Genomic DNA, 20143 nt, shown 5'->3' with positions numbered 1-20143 from the left:
GTTTATAAGGTAACTGGGGTGGTTTCTTCTGTGACTTCTTCGTTGCTTTCAGCCACAGTGCGAATTTCAATCAAAATACCAAAAGCCGGGTGGTCAATATAGTGTAGTTGGCCGCTTCGCATACGGCGCTCATGTTGTAAATGAGCGGCCCGCATCACATATACCGGTTGCTCAGTCGGGGCATCTAGGGTTATGGGCTCCTGGTCTCCTGCTGCGTTTGAGAGGTTATACCTATCCGGATTGGAAGCAATAAACCCTTCATTCGTGGCAGAGAAAGAAATTGTCTCCTCGGAGGGTGCTGGGGCAGTCTTGGGTCGATGAGGCAGGCGGATACCCTCCGCAGATGCGGGAGCAGAGAAATCATTGAGCCAAAGGTTTGTGCTCAGGTGCAAATAGCGTGAGACGCTCAGGGTAACAGACCCTTCCAGTTGGCTGTGTCCTGAAAAGGTTTCGCCACCATCAATCAGGATTGCTGGTGACTTGTGTTTTTGCTCCAAAACTTGGTGCCAAGCTTTGTGGAATAAAATGCGATCCCCGCCTCTCACTAGAGCTGCCGCCTTACTATCCAGCTTGGTGTCTACGGGGGAGAGGAGTAAGCGGAGGGGGGGAGCTTGGTCAGTATTGTGATCGCCGAACTCGCTGACTGCAAAGCTGACAGGCTCCTCGTCCAATGCTGTATCTTCTTGGGGGAGCTCTGTGGATTCAGGGAATGCGGTTGCGACAGGGGATTCTGCTTTTTCCTCCCGGGGTGCAGGGGTGTCAAAGTCCACCCAGCGAGCAGGGTAGGTGAGGCTCGGCTCCGCAGGCCAGGTTTCATTGGTTTGTGCCATACCTTGGGGGCGTTCGAACACGATCATCTCGATTTCGAAAGTATTGCCGGCGTAGTTCGCCGCCTGTGAGGCCGTGGCGGAGAGTGCCAGGGCAAGTGTAGAGCAGAGGTGCACTATCTTTTTTATGGTCATTGGGTTACCACTTTCTTCCATCTGTCCTGTCTATCGTCAGAGCAGGGTGAGTATTTCGCGGCCAGCTATATAGGCCGGGATTGTGGCAGGGGGTGGCCCCCCTGTCGATCGATCAGGTCACTAGCTGCCGGATACTATCACTGGGCTAAGCGCTCCAGCACTTCGCTTATTTCCTGTAGCTTGCGGTCGGCGCCCTCTTCATCAAGGCTGAAGTTCAGCTGGTTGGCGCCGGCCAGCTGGTAGCGTCCCGGCTGTGTTTGCACTAATTTCACCAGGGTGAGGGGGTCTACTTGGGTATTTTCGGCAAACTCGATGCGGCCTCGAGCGGCGGAGGCTTCCAATTTGCGAATGCCCATTTTATCGGCCTTCAGTTTTATTTCGGTGGTGCGGAACAGGTGTTTGACCGGTTCTGGCAGTAGACCAAAGCGGTCGATCATCTCCACCTGTAACTCCTTCAGTTGTTGGCGATCAATGGCATTGGCGATACGTTTGTACATCATTAGACGGCCATGGACATCCGGCAAGTAGTCCTCTGGAATCAGCGCCGGTACCCGCAGATTGACATCTACAGCCGGGGACTCCAGGGGGTCGTCGATATTGGGAGTGCGCCCCTCGCGAATGGCTTTTACCGCGCGGTCGAGCATCTCCATATACAGGTTGAAGCCGACACTCTGGATTTGACCGCTCTGCTCCTCACCAAGTAGCTCGCCGGCGCCACGGATTTCCAGATCGTGGGTCGCTAGAGTGAATCCAGCCCCAAGATCCTGGGCTTCACTGATGGCTTCCAGTCGCTTGACCGCGTCGCCAGTCATTGAGCGTTTGTTGGGGGTCAGCAAGTAGGCATAGGCTTGGTGGTGGGATCGCCCCACACGACCACGCAGCTGGTGCAGCTGGGCCAGGCCAAATTTGTCTGCGCGTTCGATCAGTATTGTGTTGGCAGTTGGGACGTCGATACCGGTTTCGATAATGGTGGTACACACCAAAACGTTAAAGCGCTTGTGGTAAAAGTCACTCATGACCTGTTCCAGTTCGCGCTCGCGCATCTGACCGTGGCCTATGCCGATGCGGGCCTCGGGAATCAGCTCCTGTAATTCTCGGGCGATACGCTCAATGCTTTTCACTTCATTGTGAAGGAAATACACCTGGCCGCCACGGAGGATCTCCCGCAGTATGGCCTCCTTCACCAGTGCATCGTCGCGCTCGCGCACGAAAGTTTTTACAGAGAGGCGTCGCGCCGGCGGCGTGGCGATGACTGATAGATCGCGAATGCCGGCCATTGCCATATTTAAAGTGCGCGGGATCGGTGTGGCGGTTAGGTTGAGGATATCCACCTCGGCACGCAGGCTCTTGAGGCGTTCTTTCTGGCGTACCCCAAAGCGGTGTTCTTCGTCGATAATCAGCAGTCCGAGATTCTGAAAGTTCAGGTCGCTCTGTAGAAGCTTATGGGTACCGACAAGGATATCCACTTTGCCACTGGCTATCTTCTCTTTCACGCTGTCCACTTCTTTGCCTGAACGGAAGCGGGAGATCACTTCAATATTGATGGGCCAGTCGGCGAAGCGATCTTGGAAAGACTGAAAATGTTGTTGCGCTAATAGGGTGGTGGGTACCAGCATGGCCACTTGCTTGCCGGCATGGGCGGCGACAAAGGCCGCACGCATAGCGACTTCGGTTTTACCAAAGCCCACATCGCCACACACCAGTCGGTCCATGGGCTTTTTCGACTGCATGTCGCCAATCACGGCTTCAATAGCCTGCTGCTGGTCTGGTGTTTCCTCGAAGGGGAAGCCGGCTGAAAATTCTCTATAAGCCAGCTTGGGGTCGGCAAAAGCGTGACCTACACGGGCTTCGCGGCGCGCATAGATATCCAGGAGTTCGGCAGCGGCATCACGAACTTTTTCGGCGGCTTTGCGCTTGGCTTTTTGCCACTGTTCGCTGCCCATTTTATGCAGTGGAGCCAGGGCCTCATCGGCACCGGAGTAACGGCTGATCAGGTGCAGGCTGGCTACGGGAACATAGAGCTTAGCTTCATTGGCGTATTCCAGAGTCAAGAACTCGGCAGGCTGCCCATCGATTTCCAGGTGTTGCAGGCCGCGGTAGCGTCCCACTCCTTGATCGATATGCACTACCGGGGCGCCGATACGCAATTCGGCCAGGTTTTTGACTGCATTGTCTGCATCATCTTTGGCTTTTTTGCGGCGGCGCTGTTGTAGCACCCGCTCGCCAAATAACTGCGGCTCCGCGATCAGGTTGACGGCAGGATCGGTCAGTAACAGGCCCTGATCCAGGGGCGCTACGGTGATCCCGATGGATTCATTGCTTTGGAGGAATTCTTCCCAGCTGGCATAGGTTGGGGGATTCAGGCGAATACCTTTTAAAAGCTCCAGTAATGCCTCACGGCGCCCGCTGCTTTCGGCACAGAAGAGCACTTGCCCGGAGTACTCCATCAGGTAACTTTCCAGGGCGGCCATTGGCTGCTCGGCCTTGCCGTCTACCGGCAGGGTTGGAGGCATTTGGGTGGCAAAGTTGTAATTGCCCTGGGCATCGGGCAGCGTCTCTGCAGAGAAGATGGCCCTTGGCATCGATTTGAGCGCGCCATTGAATTCATCGACATCCATCAGAATCTGGCGTGGTTGAAGAATTGGGCGGGTCAGATCGCCACGGCGGCTCTCATAGCGGTTGCTGACCTCGCGCCAAAAGCTATCAACAGGTGCTTGCACATTTCCCTGAATAAAAGCCTGGCTGTTCTCGGGAAGGTAGTCGAATAGGCTCGCGCAATTGTTATCGAAAAATAGTGGCAGGTAGTATTCGATACCCGCTGGGGCAATGCCTGCACTGATATCCTGGTAGATGGGCACAAGACTGGGGTCCACCTGGAATTGTTCATGCCAGTTCTGCAGAAAGCCGGAAAGACCGGCCTTGTGCATTGGGAACTCTCTCGCGGGCAGCAGGTGAATAGTTTCCACCTTATCCACTGTGCGTTGGGTTTCTGGGTCAAAGGTGCGCAGGGATTCAATTTCATCGTCGAATAGATCGATGCGATAGGGCAGTGGACTGCCCATAGGGAAAATATCCATGAGTGAGCCGCGCACGGCAAACTCACCGTGTTCATAGACGGTATCTACACAGTGATAGCCTGCCTGCTCTAACAGGCGACGCTGGATATCAATATCAAATTGTTGCCCCTCATTGAGGATCAGCGCATTGCCGGCTACGTAATCACTTGGCGGCAGGCGATGCATTAAGGTGCTCACGGGCACTATGACAATACCGCTCCCCATTTGCGGCAGGCGGTAGAGGGTTGCCAGGCGGTCCGAGATAATATCCTGGTGTGGGGAGAAGGTATCGTAGGGGAGAATTTCCCAGTCTGGAAAATGAAAGATCTCAAAGTCGCCCTCTGAGGCTGCATCTCTCCGCGCTTTGTTAAAAAATTTCAGCTGTACCTCTAAGCGGTGCGCCTCGAGGCTGTCACGAGTGATCAGCAGTGTGGGGGATTGACTGTTGCGAGCAGCATTCAGAATGGCGAGTGCGGCCGCTGCGCCGTGAAGTTGTCCCCAGAATTGCCGGTCGGTGGTGCTGTGAAATTTGGGGGGAGTCAGGGGCTGTATATCGGTCATCGTTCCTTAAATATCCGCGCTTTCATTTGCTGTAGTGCCAGGGGCGGCTATTGTAGCCGCGATCGGATCGGGCTGCAGTCTATGATATCTGTGCCTGTGGTTTCGATCTCAAACGGCTGCAATTTTTGGGGGATTGCGTATCGCGAGGGCTTGTGACAACAAAAAGGTAGTTTTACTACATTTTTTTGGTTTTTTTTTGCGCAGTTGCGTAGCAGCGGGTGAATACTGATAATGCGCAGCCATACGGCCCCGAGTGGTTTGTGGGCCGTGATTTCCTGCCTATTAAACACATTGCAGAGGTGTCCGATAGTGACTCAGAAGCGACCGAAGCCCGCGGACTTTTTCAAGGACTGGAAACAGCGTGAAGCACTGGCTGAATCCATGATCCCGATGATTGGAAAGCTCAACCGTGAGAGCAACGTCGGTATTTATATGTACGGCCGCAACCTGGTTAATCGCTCAGTGCTGAGCATTATGAAAGCGCACCGTTTCGTGCGTCAGGTTGAGGAAAATGAACTCTCCGAGTTTGAAACCTTCCCTGTATTGGAAGCCATCTGCAAGATGGAGCTGGGTCCCGTACATATCGACCTGGGAACCATGACCAACAAGTACATGCGCGACGATCGCGGCTTGTCTGTGGATGAGTTTGTACGTGAAGAGCTGTCCGACGCAGCGGGTGCCGGCAAGCCTCTGCCCGAATCCAAAGATGTTGTGATCTACGGTTTTGGCCGTATCGGCCGTCTGGTTGCCCGCCTGCTGATCGACAAGGCCGGCAGTGGTGACGTTCTGCGTCTGCGCGCTATCGTACTGCGCAAGGGCAAGGCGCCCAACGATCTGGTGAAGCGCGCTTCTCTGCTGCGTCGCGACTCCGTACACGGTGCTTTCCAGGGCACTATCCGTGTAGACGAGGAGACCAACTCCCTGATCTGTAACGGTAACGAAATCAAGATTATCTACGCCAACTCCCCGCAGGAAGTGGATTACACCCAGCACGGTATCAACGATGCGATTATCGTTGACAGTACCGGTGTATGGCGCGATGAAGAAGGCCTGAGCCAGCACCTGCAGAGCCCCGGCGCCTCCAAAGTGCTTCTGACTGCACCGGGCAAGGGCGATATCAAGAATATCGTTTACGGTATCAACAGTAGCGACATCAAGCCGGAAGATAAGGTGCTGTCTGCCGCTTCCTGTACCACTAACGCCATCGTGCCTGTGCTGAAGGCGATGATGGACGGTTACGGCGTTGAGCACGGCCACGTAGAAACTGTACACGCCTACACCAATGACCAGAACCTGATCGACAACTATCACAAAGGTGAGCGTCGCGGTCGCGCAGCAGCGCTGAATATGGTTCTGACTGAAACCGGTGCTGCCAAGGCGGTTGCCAAAGCGCTGCCCGAGCTGAAAGGTAAGCTCACCGGTAACGCAATTCGCGTTCCGACCCCTAATGTTTCCATGGCGATCCTGAACCTGAACCTGGGTAAAGAAACCACCAAGGAAGAGCTGAACGAATATATGCGCGATGTGGCACTGCACTCGCCACTGCGTCAGCAGATCGATTTCACCAACTCCCCGGAAGTGGTATCCAGCGATTTTGTTGGCTCCCGCGTTGCCTGCGTATTCGATTCCACTGCGACTATCGTGGATGGTAAGAACGCAGTGCTCTACTGCTGGTACGACAACGAGTTCGGTTATAGCTGTCAAGTGGTTCGCTGCTTGGAAGATATGGCTGGCGTTCGTTATGAGTTGTTCCCTAAGAAAGACTAAGGCGTCAGCTTAAAGTCTGCAGGTCGGCTCTTTGGGCTGACCATGAGGGTGGGGCGGCAGTCACAGCCGTCCGCCCACATCTTTCCAAATCCCTGTTTTTTCAGTAGAAATTTCCCTTCTTAGTGCCACTTTGGACGCTTCCAGACTGGTAAAGCTTTTGCCCCATCTTTATAATGCGCGCGATTTTGCGGGGCGGCCGTGCGCCGAGAAGTTAGCGCGCACAACCTTTAGTTAGCTTCCTTCCGCCCGGTCTACGGGTGAAACGGCATAAGCCCTCGCAGCACAGAATTCCACAGTATGGCTCGCCAGTCCGGGATTGACTGTTTTTCAGTTTGAACCTGGGCGGGTGGGCTTTATTGCAATTTTATAAACTAGAAACTTAGGCATAGGCGTATGAGAAAGATCCGTCGGGGATTGGACTTACCCATATCCGGCGCGCCCGAGCAGGTCATCCACAAAGGACCTGCGATCAAGACCGTTGCTGTTCTCGGCCCCGATTATCACGGGATGAAGCCGACAATGGCAGTGGCTGTAGGGGATCGCGTCAATCTTGGTCAGCTACTGTTCAGTGACAAAAAAACCGAAGGCGTGCGCTACACCGCGCCGGCCGCCGGTCGTGTTGTTGCTATCAATCGCGGTGCCCGCCGTGTTCTGCAATCCGTTGTGATTGGCATAGACGGCGATGCAGCAGAACAGTTCCAGAGCTATAGCGCAGATAAGCTATCTGGTCTGACGCGCGAACAGGTCGTTGAGAACCTGGTTGAATCCGGTATGTGGACCGCACTGCGTACCCGCCCGTTCAGCCGCGTGCCCGCTTTGGATGCTAAACCGGAAGCGGTGTTTATCAATGCGATGGACACCAATCCTCTGGCTGCCAACCCAGAAGTGGTCATTGCCGAGAACCCCAAAGCCTTCTCTCAGGGCGTTGAGATTCTTTCCAAGCTGGCGGAAACCACTTACGTCTGTACCGCTCCTGATGCAGATATCCCCGTACCGAGCGCTGCGAATATTCGCCGCGAAGCTTTTGCCGGCCCCCACCCGGCTGGCCTGTCCGGTACCCATATCCACTACCTGAACCCAGTTTCCGGTTCTCGCAGTGTATTTACCATTAATTACCAGGATGTGATCGCCGTAGGCAAACTGTTTACCACCGGTAAACTGTTCACCGATCGCGTTGTTTCCCTGGCCGGCCCTCAAGTTAAGCAGCCCCGACTAGTGCGCACTCGTCTCGGCGCCAGTCTGGAAACTTTGACTTCCGGTGAGTTGAAAGGTGATAACGACCGCGTTATTTCCGGCTCCGTATTTGGCGGCAGCACTGCTGAAGGTCCTTTGGGTTACCTGGGTCGTTACCATAATCAGGTAACTGTGCTGGAAGAGGGTGGTGAGCGTCCTTTCCTGCACTATCTGCGTGCCGGTAATAAGCGCTTCTCCGTTTTCCCGATTTATCTTTCGCGCCTGTTCAAGAACAGACTGTTCAACTTCACCACCAGTACTAACGGTTCCGAGCGTGCCATGGTACCGGTCGGCACTTATGAGAAGGTTATGCCGCTGGACGTACTGCCGACCCAGCTACTGCGCTCCCTGATCGTGGGTGATACCGCTATGGCCCAGAAACTGGGTGCTCTGGAGTTGGATGAGGAAGATCTGGCACTGTGCACTTTTGTGTGTCCGGGCAAGTACGAATACGGCCCCATTTTGCGGGACAACCTGACCCGTATTGAGAAGGAGGGGTAAGTATGTTGCGTAAATTCCTCGATTCCATCGAACCGAAATTCCACAAAGGCGGCAAGTTCGAAAAGTTCTATGCCCTCTTTGAGGCCATTGATACTGGCTTGTTCCAGCCGGCTGATAAAACCAAGACCACCTCTCATGTGCGCGATGGTATTGACCTGAAGCGTATTATGATCACCGTATGGGCTTGTGCGATGATCCCTGCCTTCTACGGTATGTGGAATATCGGTTTCCAGGCCAACACTATTCTGGAAGGTATGACCAATCCGGATCTGTCCGGCTGGCGTCACGCCATTATTGGTGCTCTGACCTCCTATAACCCTGCGAGCCTGTGGGACAACTTTGTCTACGGAGCCATGTACTTCCTGCCGATTTATGCGGTCACCTTTATTGTGGGTGGTATCTGGGAAGTGCTGTTCGCCGCTGTGCGCGGTCACGAAGTGAACGAAGGTTTCTTCGTAACCTCCATTCTGTTTGCCTTAACCTGTCCGCCGGATCTGCCTCTGTGGATGGTGGCTATGGGCATCAGCTTCGGTGTGGTGATCGGTAAGGAAGTGTTCGGTGGTACCGGCAAAAACTTCCTCAACCCGGCACTTACCGGACGTGCGTTCGTATTCTTCGCCTATCCGGCAGCGATGTCTGGCGATGCAGTTTGGACTGCGGTTGACGGTTACACCGGGGCTACCGCGCTGTCTGTCATGGCCAGCGAAGGTATCCAGAACGGTATCGTGAATGCTGCGGTTGGCCAGGTAACCTGGTTCGACGCTTTCTTCGGCAAGATACATGGTTCCATCGGTGAAACTTCTACCCTGGCTATCCTGATTGCCGGTGTAATTCTGATGGGCATGAAGATCGCCAGCTGGCGCATCGTAGCCGGCACTCTGCTGGGTATGATGGCCACCGCATTTATGTTCAACATGATCGGTTCCGAAACCAACCCGATGTTCCAGGTACCCTGGTACTGGCACCTGGTAGTGGGCGGTTTTGCTTTCGGCCTGATCTTTATGACCACTGACCCGGTTTCCGCTGCTATGACCAACACTGGTCGCTGGTGGTACGGCATTTTGATCGGGGTGATGGTTGTCCTGATTCGTGTAGTGAACCCGGCCTTCCCGGAAGGCATGATGCTGGCGATCTTGTTCGCTAACCTGTTCGCTCCGCTGTTTGACCACTTTGTGGTGCAGTCCAATATCAAACGGAGGTTGGCACGTGGCTAATAAAGATTCCGTAACCGGTACTCTGATTGTCGCGCTGGTAATGTGCCTGGTGTGCTCTGTGGTGGTTTCCACTGCGGCGGTAATGCTGAAGCCTGCCCAGCAGGCGAATGCCGAGCTGGACATGAAGCGCAACGTACTGATGGCTGGTGGCCTGCTGAAGGACTCTCGCGCTAACAAAGCGGAAGTAGAGAAAGCCTTCGCCGATGTGAAGATCAAATACGTTGATCTGAACACCGGTAAGTTCACCGATGAAGCGCCGGCTGGCGGCAGCGGTCGCGCTGCTTCCAAGATTCCCTCTGCCAGTGAGAGACTGCCGGCAGACGAGGACACCGCCAAGATTATCCGTCGGGAAAACATTAAAGAGGTTTACCTGGTAGAGAAAGACGGCCAACTGGACAAGATCATTCTGCCTGTCCGTGGCTACGGACTTTGGGGTACCTTGTACGGCTTCCTCGCGCTGGAGAGCAACCTAGACACCGTAGCGGGCCTCGGCTTCTACGAGCACAAAGAAACTCCCGGACTGGGTGGCGAAGTGGACAACCCTAACTGGAAAGCCCAGTGGGTTGGTAAGCAAGTCTTCAACAAGCAAGGCGACGTAGATATCGCTGTGATCAAAGGCCAGGTTAACCCCAACAGCCCGAATGCGATTCACGAAGTAGACGGCCTGTCCGGTGCAACTCTGACCAGTAAGGGCGTTAGCAACCTGGTGAACTTCTGGCTGGGTAACCAAGGTTATGGTCCCTTCCTGAAAAACCTGAAAGCAGGGGAGGCATAAGCATGAAAATCAAAGAGACTCTGCTAGAGCCGATTTTTAACAACAACCCGATCGCACTGCAGATCTTGGGCATCTGTTCCGCACTGGCTGTAACCAGCTCGTTGCAGGTAACCCTGGTAATGTGTATCGCTCTGACCTCGGTTGTGGCCTGTTCCAACGTTGCGGTATCTCTGATCCGCAACCAGATCCCGAACAGTATCCGCATCATCGTTCAGATGACCGTGATTGCCTCATTGGTAATCCTGGTGGACCAGTTGATCAAGGCATTGGCATACGACATCTCCAAGCAGTTGTCCGTATTCGTTGGCCTGATCATTACCAACTGTATCGTAATGGGTCGTGCGGAAGCCTTCGCTATGAAGAACCCGCCGCTGCCCAGCTTCTTCGATGGTCTCGGTAACGGTCTGGGCTACAGCGTTATCCTGATTGGTCTCGCGGTAATCCGTGAACTGTTCGGCGCTGGCAAACTGTTCGGTGTAGATATCCTGACCACCGTGAGCAACGGCGGTTGGTATATCCCCAACGGCCTGCTGTTATTGCCGCCCAGTGCATTCTTCCTGATCGGCCTGTTCATCTGGGCAATCCGCGCCTGGAAGCCTGCCCAGGTTGAGCAAGACGAGTTCAAGATTGCGCCAAATTCCCAAGCGCAGGAGGCCTAATCCATGGAACATTATATTTCTTTGATTATCCGCGCCGTTTTCGTTGAAAACATGGCGTTGGCCTTCTTCCTCGGTATGTGTACCTTCCTGGCCGTATCGAAGAAGATCGAAGCTGCGATTGGCCTGGGTGTTGCGGTTATCGTGGTACTGACTCTGACAGTACCGGTGAACAACCTGATTTACACCTACCTGCTGAAAGACGGCGCACTGGCCTGGGCCGGTTACCCCGACGTGGACCTGAGCTTCCTCGGCCTGCTGTCCTACATCGGTGTAATTGCGGCACTGGTACAGATCCTGGAGATGTTCCTGGATAAATATGTACCAGCGCTCTACAACGCCCTGGGTGTATTCCTGCCGCTGATCACCGTGAACTGCGCCATCATGGGTGCCTCCCTGTTCATGGTTGAGCGCGAATACGCGTTCGGTGAGAGTGTTGCCTACGGTTTCGGTGCCGGCCTTGGCTGGGCACTGGCGATTACTGCTCTGGCCGGTATTCGTGAAAAGCTGAAGTACAGTGACGTTCCGGATGGCCTGAAAGGTCTGGGCATCACCTTCGTAACCGTTGGTCTGATGTCCCTGGGCTTCATGTCCTTCGGCGGCATCGATATCTAAGCGGGGAAAACAATAAATGAGTATTGAAATTATCCTCGGCGTAGCGATGTTTACCGTCATCGTACTGGCGCTGGTGGCGGTGATCCTTGCGGCCCGCTCGCGCCTGGTAAACACCGGCAACGTCAACATTTTGGTTAACGGTGAGAAGACTCTCACCGTGCCAGCCGGCGGCAAGCTGCTGCAAACCCTGGCTGCCAATAACCTGTTCCTGGCCTCCGCCTGTGGTGGCGGCGGCAGTTGTGCGCAGTGTGTGTGTAAAGTGACTGCGGGCGGTGGCGATATGTTGCCGACTGAAGCGGCTCACTTTACCCCGCGCGATGCGAAAGAAGGCAAGCGTCTTTCCTGTCAGGTTGCGGTTAAGCAAGATATGGAAATCGAAGTGCCGGAAGAGGTGTTCGGAGTGAAGCAGTGGGAGTGCACTGTGGAATCCAACCCCAACGTTGCCACCTTCATTAAGGAGCTGACCTTGCGTCTGCCCGAAGGCGAAAACGTTGACTTCCGTGCTGGCGGTTACGTACAGCTGGAAGCCCCAGCTCACCACGTTAAATTTGCCGACTTCGAAGTAGAAGACCAGTACCGCGGTGACTGGGAGCACTTTGGCTTCTTCAAGCTGGAGTCCAAGGTGACCGAGCCTGTGGTTCGCGCCTACTCTATGGCTAACTACCCGGAAGAAAAAGGTGTTGTTAAGTTCAACATCCGTATTGCGACTCCGCCACCCCGTACTGAGGGTATCCCGCCGGGTCAGATGTCTTCCTACGTGTTCAGCCTGAAGCCGGGTGACAAGATCAAGGTGTATGGACCCTTCGGTGAGTTCTTCGCCAAGGAAACCGACAACGAGATGGTGTTTATCGGTGGTGGTGCCGGTATGGCGCCGATGCGTTCACACATCTTCGACCAACTCAAGCGTCTGAATTCCAAGCGCAAGATCAGCTTCTGGTACGGCGCGCGTTCTCTGCGCGAGATGTTCTACGAAGATGACTACAACGGTCTGGCTGCTGAGTTTGATAACTTCAAGTGGCATGTGGCCTTGTCTGATCCGCAGCCGGAGGACAACTGGACGGGTTACACAGGTTTCATTCACAACGTGGTGTATGAAAACTACCTGAAGGACCACCCGGCTCCGGAAGACTGTGAGTACTACATGTGTGGGCCACCCATGATGAACGCCGCAGTAATCAGCATGCTCAAAGACTTGGGCGTAGAGGATGAAAATATCCTCCTTGATGACTTCGGTGGTTAAACGGAGAGCTTAGTTTGCTAAACGCAATCAAAGCCCCGATAAAAGCAAAAACAGGGCCCGTTCTTCCGGCCCTGTTTTTGCTTTGGGCGACTGTAATTATCACTGCCTGTACTCCGGCAGCGGAAAACTGGCAGCTTAGTGGCCGCACCATGGGGACCACTTATCACATCACGGTTGTCGATGTACCGCAAAGCGTAAAGCGTAGCGAGCTGCAATCGTTAATTGACGATGAGCTGCAGCAGGTCAACCAGGAGATGTCCACCTATATCGAGGACTCGGAGTTGATGCGTTTCAACCGCGGTCCTGTAGGTGAGGCCATCCCGGTCAGTGAGCCGCTGGTAGATATTGTGACGCTGTCCCTGGATATTTATCGACGCAGTCAGGGTGCCTTCGAGGTTACCGTTGGCCCATTGGTTAACTTGTGGGGATTTGGTCCCCAACCAGAGCCTGAGAAAATTCCCTCCGATGCGGAGATAGCCGGCCTGCAAAAGGTAGTCGGCTCCGATGCACTTAAAGTGACCCGTAAACCGGATACGATCACTCGTCAGAGACCGGTAGAAATTGACCTTTCGGCTATCGCCAAGGGGCACGGCGTCGACCGGGTTGCACTGTTGCTGGAGCAGCAGGGAATTCGCAACTACTTGGTCGAAATCGGCGGTGAACTGCGTACCCTGGGTGTGAATCCAAAAGGTAAGACCTGGATAATTGGTATTGAAGCACCTGACTCATTTGGCCAGATGGTTCAACAGCCTATTGGTGTTAGTGGTAAGGCGGTGGCTACCAGTGGTGATTATCGGAATTACTATGAACGCGATGGAGTGCGCTATGCACACAGTATCGACCCCCGCACTGGTCGACCGTTACAGCACAAGCTGGCCTCGGTAACCGTGCTGGCAGATACCTGTGCTGAAGCAGATGGCCTTGCTACCGCTCTCAATGTACTTGGGGCTGAAGAAGGGTTGGCTTTGGCCGAACGTGAAAACCTGGCTGTTTTCATGCTGGTAAAAACTGATAAGGGTTTCGAGGAGCGCTATAGCCGCGCCTTTGCACCCTACTTAGAGAGGTCTGAGTAATGACAATATTTATCTTTGCTTTTATTGCCATGCTGTTAGTAGTTGCCGGAATGGCACTCGGCGCCATGGTGCAAAATAAGCCACTAAAAGGCTCTTGTGGCGGCCTGAATAATATCGGCATGAAGCAGGACTGCACCATTTGTGGTGGCAACGACGACGAATGCGAAAAAGAGCAAGAGCGTAAGCGTCAGCAAAAGGTTGCCGCTGAAGACCTCGCTTACGACGCGACTAAGCGCAAGTAGGCAATCTCTCCCAAGCCCGTAATTAACGGGCTTGTTGTTTTATATCATTGGCACCTTCTGTGCTGATTTTAGTATTGAGTGTGAGGCATTCTTAAATCTCATACTCCGTTTTGGAAAAATAGAATTAGAGCTATAGATGGCAGAGCAAAAGTTTGACTTGGTTGTAATTGGTTCTGGTCCGGCTGGTGAGGCCGCAGCAATGAGCGCCGCGAAAAAAGGTATGCGTGTCGCAGTGATTGAAAAACGCCAGGTAGTAGGCGGTAACTGTACCCATAAGGGCACCATTCCCTCCAAAGCTCTGCGCCACTCTGTCAAACAATTAATGCGTTATAACACTCAGAGTGTTTTTCGTGCTTTGGGTGAACCGCGCCGCCTAACCTTTCCCCAGGTGATGCAGACGGTCAATAAAGTGATTTCCTATCAAGTGGAAATGCACACCTCTTTTTATGCGCGCAATCGGGTTGAGCTAATCGTTGGGGCGGCAAATTTCCGCGATGCGAATAGTGTAGAAGTACAGCTGCCCGATGGTGCCACAGAAATTGTCACCGCGAAAAAATTAATTATTGCCACGGGTTCCCGTCCATATCGTCCCGCAGATGTGGACTTTGATCACGAGCGTGTCTACGACAGCGATATGATTCTGGATATGCAGCATACGCCGCATTCCATCATGATCTACGGCGCCGGCGTGATTGGCTGTGAATACGCTTCTATTTTCGCTGGTCTTGGTATCAAGGTAGATTTGATCAATACCCGCAGTAGCCTGTTGGAATTTCTGGATGATGAGATCTCTGATGCCTTGAGTTACCACTTGCGAGATATGGGCGTTACCGTTCGCCACCAGGAGGAGTATGCGCGTGTGCTCCCCAATGATCAGGGCGTGATTATGGAAATGCAATCAGGTAAGCGTATCCATGCAGACGCGCTGCTCTGGTGCAATGGTCGTACAGGTAATACCAGCTCCCTGGGCCTGGAAAATGTCGGCCTCGAAGCGAATCACCGCGGCCAGTTAAGTGTAGATGATCACTATTGCACCGAAGTGGATAATATCTTTGCGGTGGGCGATGTTATTGGTTGGCCTAGCCTTGCCAGTGCCTCCTATGACCAGGGTAGGGCGGTAGCAGCAGCTATTGCCGGCCGCGGGCACCGTGTAATCGAGGATGCGCCCACTGGTATTTATACCCTGCCGGAAATTTCCTCAGTAGGAAAAACAGAATCCGAACTGACAGCCGCCAAGGTACCCTATGAGGTGGGGCGTGCGCTCTTTAAACACACTGCACGCGCACAGATCTCTGGTGAGCGCGTGGGTATGCTCAAGATCCTGTTCCATATTGAAACCCGTGAAATTCTCGGCATTCACTGTTTTGGTGCCGAAGCGGCAGAGATTGTGCATATTGGTCAGGCTATCATGAAGCAGCCCTCGCCAAATAACACCATCGATTATTTCGTTAACACCACATTTAACTACCCCACCATGGCAGAGGCCTACCGTAGTGCCGCACTGGATGGTCTCAACCGGGTTGCAAGATTATGACAGAGCCCTCTCCCCATGAATTTCAGGAGTTGGTAAAGGGGTTTTTTGAAAAGATCCCTTTTAATCAGCAGATTGGCCTTGAAATGCGCTCCCTAGACCTAGAGGCACTTACTCTCTCCGCCGGCTTTCAACAACGTCCGGAGTTGATAGGTAACGTCTGGACAAATATCTTGCATGGTGGTGTAATTGCCACTGCCCTGGATACTGTCGGTGGCCTTACCGCAATGGTTGCTGCATATCAGCGCATGGGGGATCTGCACTGGAAAGAAAAAGCCGATCGCCTTTCTAAGCTGGGTACGGTAGATATGCGCGTGGATTATTTAAAGCCCGGAAGGGGGGAGCACTTTCTCTGTGAAGGCTCGATTTTACGCACGGGCAATAAACTCGTGGTTGCGCGTATGGAGTTGAGTAATGACCGGGAAGAATTAATTGCTACTGGGACTGCCACATTTCTCTACTGATGCCCCCTTGGATTAGCTGCAAGAACTGGCTTGCAGCTCATTTGGTAAGCTGAAATGCTTTTGTAAATTGCAAGGGGCCATTGTGAAAATATTACGATGTGAAAGCCATCATGTACCTGAGGTGGCTCAATTATTTGATGAATACAGGGTATTTTGTGGCTATAAATCGGACTTAATTGGAACTGAGTCTTTTCTGGGCAACTTGATCGACAGTCAGGCTTCCACACTTTTTATAGCAATAGATTCCGAGTGTTCTGGGGTAATGGGTTTTGTGAATCTTTATCCCAGCTTTTCTTCCCTTGCTCTTACACGCCTGTGGATTTTAAATGACTTAGGTGTTTCAAGCCGCTATAGGGGGAGGGGCGTTTCTAAAAAGCTGATCCAGGCTGCGATAGATTTTGCAAAAGAAACTCAGGCCATTCGTATTGAACTTAAAACAGAGAAAAGAAACAATCGCGCACGTCAGTTATATCAGTCTTTAGGTTTTGAGATTGACTGTGAAAATATTTACTACAGAGTACCCTGTTAAAAAGCAACGGGTCTTTTAGCAAAGAGTGAGAGAAGGACTTAAAGCTCAGCCGTTTTTAGAGGTCATGCCTGGGGCTCAATCTAATCTAATGGACTACTAATCCCACGTTCATGTACACCAATCACGTGGGTGTAGATCATCGTAGTACTTATATCATTGTGACCAAGAAGCTCTTGGATATTGCGAATGTCTGCACCTGATCGTAATAGGTTGGTAGCGAATGAATGCCTGAAGGTGTGACAGCTTGCTTTTTTTCGTATACCCAAGGTCGAAATAGCCCTGGCAACTGCACGCCTTATCTGTTGTTCTCCAATATGATGCCTTCGTATGATATCGCTACGAGGATCGAGCGAGCGCTCTCTAGCAGGAAATATATATTGCCAAACGGGGTTGATGGCAGCCTTTGGAAACTTTCTGGCTAGCGCAAATGGGAGATAGACCTCGCCATATCCTTCAACGAGATCCTGCTGATGGAGCGAGAGGGCATAGCGAATTTGGGCCCTTAATGGTTCAATAAGAGATTTAGGTAGTAGGGTCCTTCTCCACTTTTCACCCTTGGCTTCACGTACGAATATACACTGCTCTGTAAAATCAACGTCTTTCACCCGAAGCCGCACGGCTTCCATGACCCTAAGACCGGAACCGTACATCAAAGATGCAGCAAGCTTTGCCGGGCCAGTAAGCTGCCCCAAAATATCTGTGGCCTCCACATGGCTGAAAACCACAGGCAACCGCCTGGGACGGTGGCTGCTGTGAAATTTAAGCTCACCTAGTTCAAGGCCCATAAACTGCTTGTATAAAAATACGACTGCATTCAAAGCCGTTTTCTGGGTATTGATTGATACGGATCGGTTCGTTGCCAAATGACTGAGCCAGTTATTCACTTCAGCCTTGCTTAACACTTCTGGGTGACGCATCTGATTAAAGCGAATAAAGTCTTTAATCCAATAGCAATAGGTTTACTCGGTTTTGTATGCCAAATACTTTGATCGCATGAAAGTTCGCAATCGATCCATAAATCGAGAGGAGCTTTTGGGGATCGGTATAGGAATGTCATCCATTTAAACACACCCAACTCTGGTTATATATACAGTCTTGCAAAAAATATGACCAGATGCGAGCTGAAATTTCGGTCATCGTGACCGTTATTTTGATAGGTTTAGCAAATATGCTCAAAAAATCATTAAATACAATGAGTTACGTAAAGTGGTATATTTAAGAATAGTGGTCGTAGTGACCATTTTTCCATATTACACCTTCGTATCATTTTTGTATAACTATATGATTTTAAAGTGATTCAAAGGGGGCTGTCGTGGGATTGCTTCTGAAATAGTAATCAGGATAATAGTGGTCATGATGATCACTATATAAATGTTAGCTTCCAGAAATCCATCGAGAGTTTTATATGAAAAAAGTACTCATCAGCGCTTGTTTACTAGGTGAGAAGGTACGTTACGATGGTAATTCACTTCTAGAATCTAGTGATATTATTCAACGCTGGGTTGAAGAGGGACGAGTCGTGTCAGTTTGTCCTGAAGTAAGCGCGGGAATGTCTATTCCAAGAGCGCCAGCTGAAATATCTGGTGGAGTCGGCAGTGATGTGCTGTCTGGAAAGGTTTCTGTACTTGAAGATAATGGAAGGGATGTTACTCATTTGTTCTTGTCGGGTGCTAGAAATGCATTGGCCCTATGCCTGGAAAATGAAATTGAAGTTGCTGTTTTGACTGATTTTAGCCCGTCATGTGGAAGTTCCTCTATTTATAATGGTGATTTTTCGGGCACAAGAACAAAAGGCGCAGGTGTGACCACAGCACTATTAATGTCCAATGGTATTAAGGTATTCAGTCAATATCAGCTAAAAGAAGCTAACAAGGCGCTGCAGTGCGTTCCGGCCTGCGGCCTCCACCGGACGCGCGTTGCGCGCCGCTGAGCTTGGCGTTATGAGCTAAACGAGCTATGTTTAAGCACATTTTAAAATCTTCATTTTTAGTATTTTGTGGTGGATCTATGGCCGGTGGTCTACCTGAAAATACTGAAGTAACACGGGAAAATGCTGAGTCACTGTCTGTTAAGTTGGCAAAAATAGATTCTGGAAGCGCTGATACTTCTCTATATCAGCTTGAGTTTGCAAACAAGCTCGGAAATTGCTTAGCGGGTCGAGTTCAAACCTATCTATTGCTCGGTAAAAATGAAATTTCAGGCTCTTCTATGGATTATAAAGTTGGTAGTGAGCAACCCAGCGTTTTGCTTCATATGCCAGCATCGGGTTATGACATGGCGGTAACTGTTCAGTACTGCTGTTCAGAGGGTATCTCCCCTGGCTGTAAGCAATCAATCTCAATCAGTTCGGTCAATGGAATTGCGTCGCAATGAGAGGTGCTCATAACAATGCCAGGCAGTATGCTACGGGCCTTCGGCCCTTCGGCCCTCTGCGGGACAGCTTACCTTGTGCACGTTTTGCTCGGGTCGCTTTGCTCCCATTTTCGCGCAAAACGTGCACAAGGTAAGCTGCCCCTGCTGGCGGCGTTATGTGTAATTAGAAGATGGATATACCTTTAAATACCATTGGCAAAATTGAGGCTGGCGACAACAAAGGCTGGCAAGTAAAAGTAGAGCCATGTGCAACTGATTCAGAGAATTGTCTTGTTTTAATTTCTCGTGACTTCAGCAACCCAGAAGCAGAAGGCTACGACGACTGGGTAGAGGACTACGAATCATTAAAGCAATATTTTAAAGAGTCAAAGTGGTTAATATCATGGGCATAAATAAAATCACACATAACCAGTTGCAGCACGTTAGCCCACTGCGTGAGCTCGGACTTTCGCTGCTATGCAGCTCAAGCCCGTGTGCAAGGCGTTATATTTACTGAGCTATGAATGAAGTGAATACCACAATTGAGTGCCCCTGTTGCGGCTATCTATCCCTATATGGCGGTGACCATGGAGAGATATGTATTATTTGTTATTGGGAGTCGGATTCAGAGGTTGGTTTTAGGGGGACAGTGCCATCTGTCAACAATCATGGTCTCACACTTGTCGAAGCGCGAAATAACTTTGACAAGTATGGAGCTTGCTGCGAAAAAATGATTCGACATGTTTTACCAGCTGAAGCTCGTGAAGAATATAAACACTCCAGTGAATTTTAGCAAAAAATATAACAAATTTAGGCACCCGACGCCTACGGCGCAGGTGCTAAACACGTTAAAGGTACGTCAATGATTAGAGCAGTTCTCATAATAGCCTCCCTTAGCATAATGTCGGGTTGTGTTGGTTTGGCTGTTGGCACTTATGGGAAAAAAGAATGGGCTAGAACAGAGTTCAGTCTAGGGAATGAGAGAAATCAATTCTCATTCGAAAAGAGAGATTCGCCTTACTCAGAGATTGAAATTATCGAACGTTGGGGGAATCCTGATTCTGTAGATCAATTTGAGTATTGCAAAGTACTTATTTATAAAGACGGAACGTCGTGGGCTGGTGCTGGAGCATTTGTTGGCGTAGTACCAGTTCCGCTCGCCGTACCAACTGGAACGTATAAGAATCGCTTCTATCTTCGTAACAATACAGCTGTTGGCTTAATTCAAGAGTACGGAGAAATAGATCGTGCTGTTGGATATACGTGTGGTAGCAATGAGTGCGCGGCTAGCTCTGGTGAAAAGGTTAATGAGCCTGAGGTTGATCCCAAGGTGGCGGTAACAAAATGGTGTGGTAAGTCCCTTTAACAAACG

At 51.5% G+C, this 20143-nt stretch carries 20 protein-coding genes; 17 read left to right on the top strand and 3 right to left on the bottom strand.

Annotated elements, in window-relative coordinates; genetic code table 11:
* Positions 1-2 precede the first annotated feature (2 nt).
* Both ACJJIB_RS13300 and mfd read right to left on the bottom strand, forming a co-directional pair.
* On the bottom strand, positions 3-962 hold the full coding sequence (locus ACJJIB_RS13300) for a CsiV family protein (protein ID WP_444886414.1): 960 nt from the start codon (positions 960-962) through the stop codon (positions 3-5).
* A gap of 137 nt (positions 963-1099) precedes the next feature.
* Positions 1100-4579: a transcription-repair coupling factor gene (gene mfd, locus ACJJIB_RS13295; protein WP_444886413.1), complete on the bottom strand. Its 3480-nt coding sequence runs from the start codon at positions 4577-4579 to the stop codon at positions 1100-1102.
* 306 nt (positions 4580-4885) lie between these two features.
* Between mfd and ACJJIB_RS13290 the strand changes: the two genes are divergently transcribed.
* The 12 genes from ACJJIB_RS13290 (at position 4886) to ACJJIB_RS13235 (ending at position 16419) form a co-directional block, all read left to right on the top strand.
* The gene (locus tag ACJJIB_RS13290; protein ID WP_444885908.1) at positions 4886-6346 is read left to right on the top strand and encodes a glyceraldehyde-3-phosphate dehydrogenase; all 1461 of its coding nucleotides are present in this window, start codon (positions 4886-4888) and stop codon (positions 6344-6346) included.
* A 393-nt stretch (positions 6347-6739) separates the two neighbouring features.
* Positions 6740-8080 (top strand): Na(+)-translocating NADH-quinone reductase subunit A, encoded by a 1341-nt coding sequence (locus ACJJIB_RS13285; protein ID WP_444886412.1) that lies wholly within the window; start codon positions 6740-6742, stop codon positions 8078-8080.
* A gap of 2 nt (positions 8081-8082) precedes the next feature.
* The gene (locus ACJJIB_RS13280; protein WP_252081954.1) at positions 8083-9294 is read left to right on the top strand and encodes an NADH:ubiquinone reductase (Na(+)-transporting) subunit B; all 1212 of its coding nucleotides are present in this window, start codon (positions 8083-8085) and stop codon (positions 9292-9294) included.
* Entirely contained in the window at positions 9287-10069 is a 783-nt protein-coding gene (locus tag ACJJIB_RS13275) for a Na(+)-translocating NADH-quinone reductase subunit C (protein WP_252081953.1), read from the top strand. Before ACJJIB_RS13280 ends, ACJJIB_RS13275 begins: the two co-directional genes overlap by 8 nt.
* A gap of 2 nt (positions 10070-10071) precedes the next feature.
* Entirely contained in the window at positions 10072-10728 is a 657-nt protein-coding gene (locus tag ACJJIB_RS13270; protein WP_252081952.1) for an NADH:ubiquinone reductase (Na(+)-transporting) subunit D, read from the top strand.
* A 3-nt stretch (positions 10729-10731) separates the two neighbouring features.
* Positions 10732-11340: an NADH:ubiquinone reductase (Na(+)-transporting) subunit E gene (gene nqrE, locus ACJJIB_RS13265; protein WP_020413086.1), complete on the top strand. Its 609-nt coding sequence runs from the start codon at positions 10732-10734 to the stop codon at positions 11338-11340.
* Between the two features lie 16 nt (positions 11341-11356).
* Entirely contained in the window at positions 11357-12580 is a 1224-nt protein-coding gene (gene nqrF / locus ACJJIB_RS13260) for an NADH:ubiquinone reductase (Na(+)-transporting) subunit F (protein ID WP_252081951.1), read from the top strand.
* 14 nt (positions 12581-12594) lie between these two features.
* Complete coding sequence (locus tag ACJJIB_RS13255; protein ID WP_444886411.1) at positions 12595-13653, top strand: FAD:protein FMN transferase; 1059 nt, start codon at positions 12595-12597, stop codon at positions 13651-13653.
* A complete protein-coding gene (nqrM, locus tag ACJJIB_RS13250; RefSeq protein ID WP_252081949.1) occupies positions 13653-13895 on the top strand; it encodes a (Na+)-NQR maturation NqrM in 243 nt (80 codons plus the stop codon). The genes ACJJIB_RS13255 and nqrM overlap by 1 nt, the downstream gene beginning before the upstream one ends.
* 136 nt (positions 13896-14031) lie before the next feature.
* A complete protein-coding gene (gene sthA / locus ACJJIB_RS13245) occupies positions 14032-15429 on the top strand; it encodes a Si-specific NAD(P)(+) transhydrogenase (protein ID WP_444886410.1) in 1398 nt (465 codons plus the stop codon).
* Positions 15426-15890: a thioesterase family protein gene (locus ACJJIB_RS13240; RefSeq protein WP_252081947.1), complete on the top strand. Its 465-nt coding sequence runs from the start codon at positions 15426-15428 to the stop codon at positions 15888-15890. Before sthA ends, ACJJIB_RS13240 begins: the two co-directional genes overlap by 4 nt.
* A gap of 82 nt (positions 15891-15972) precedes the next feature.
* Positions 15973-16419, top strand: coding sequence for a GNAT family N-acetyltransferase (locus ACJJIB_RS13235; protein WP_444886409.1), 447 nt, complete (start codon positions 15973-15975; stop codon positions 16417-16419).
* A gap of 80 nt (positions 16420-16499) precedes the next feature.
* Here the strand turns inward: ACJJIB_RS13235 and ACJJIB_RS13230 are convergent, their stop codons facing one another.
* Entirely contained in the window at positions 16500-17336 is an 837-nt protein-coding gene (locus ACJJIB_RS13230) for an integron integrase (RefSeq protein ID WP_444886408.1), read from the bottom strand.
* Positions 17337-17824: 488 nt separating this feature from the next.
* Here ACJJIB_RS13230 and ACJJIB_RS13225 point away from each other — a divergent pair, with 488 nt between their 5' ends.
* From ACJJIB_RS13225 to ACJJIB_RS13205, 5 genes are all read left to right on the top strand, one after another.
* Positions 17825-18349, top strand: a complete 525-nt coding sequence (locus ACJJIB_RS13225) for a 2-thiouracil desulfurase family protein (protein ID WP_444886407.1) — start codon at positions 17825-17827, stop codon at positions 18347-18349.
* A gap of 26 nt (positions 18350-18375) precedes the next feature.
* Positions 18376-18792 carry a hypothetical protein gene (locus ACJJIB_RS13220; RefSeq protein WP_444886406.1) on the top strand — a complete coding sequence of 139 codons (417 nt, stop codon included), beginning with the start codon at positions 18376-18378 and terminating at the stop codon, positions 18790-18792.
* A gap of 170 nt (positions 18793-18962) precedes the next feature.
* Positions 18963-19184 carry a hypothetical protein gene (locus ACJJIB_RS13215; protein WP_444886405.1) on the top strand — a complete coding sequence of 74 codons (222 nt, stop codon included), beginning with the start codon at positions 18963-18965 and terminating at the stop codon, positions 19182-19184.
* A 107-nt stretch (positions 19185-19291) separates the two neighbouring features.
* Entirely contained in the window at positions 19292-19564 is a 273-nt protein-coding gene (locus tag ACJJIB_RS13210) for a CPCC family cysteine-rich protein (RefSeq protein WP_444886404.1), read from the top strand.
* A 69-nt stretch (positions 19565-19633) separates the two neighbouring features.
* Positions 19634-20137 carry a hypothetical protein gene (locus tag ACJJIB_RS13205; protein ID WP_444886403.1) on the top strand — a complete coding sequence of 168 codons (504 nt, stop codon included), beginning with the start codon at positions 19634-19636 and terminating at the stop codon, positions 20135-20137.
* Positions 20138-20143 lie beyond the last annotated feature (6 nt).

This window comes from Microbulbifer mixtoriginis (SeqCode) (assembly GCF_052467705.1).
This window is presented reverse-complemented; position numbering and strand designations above follow the sequence as displayed.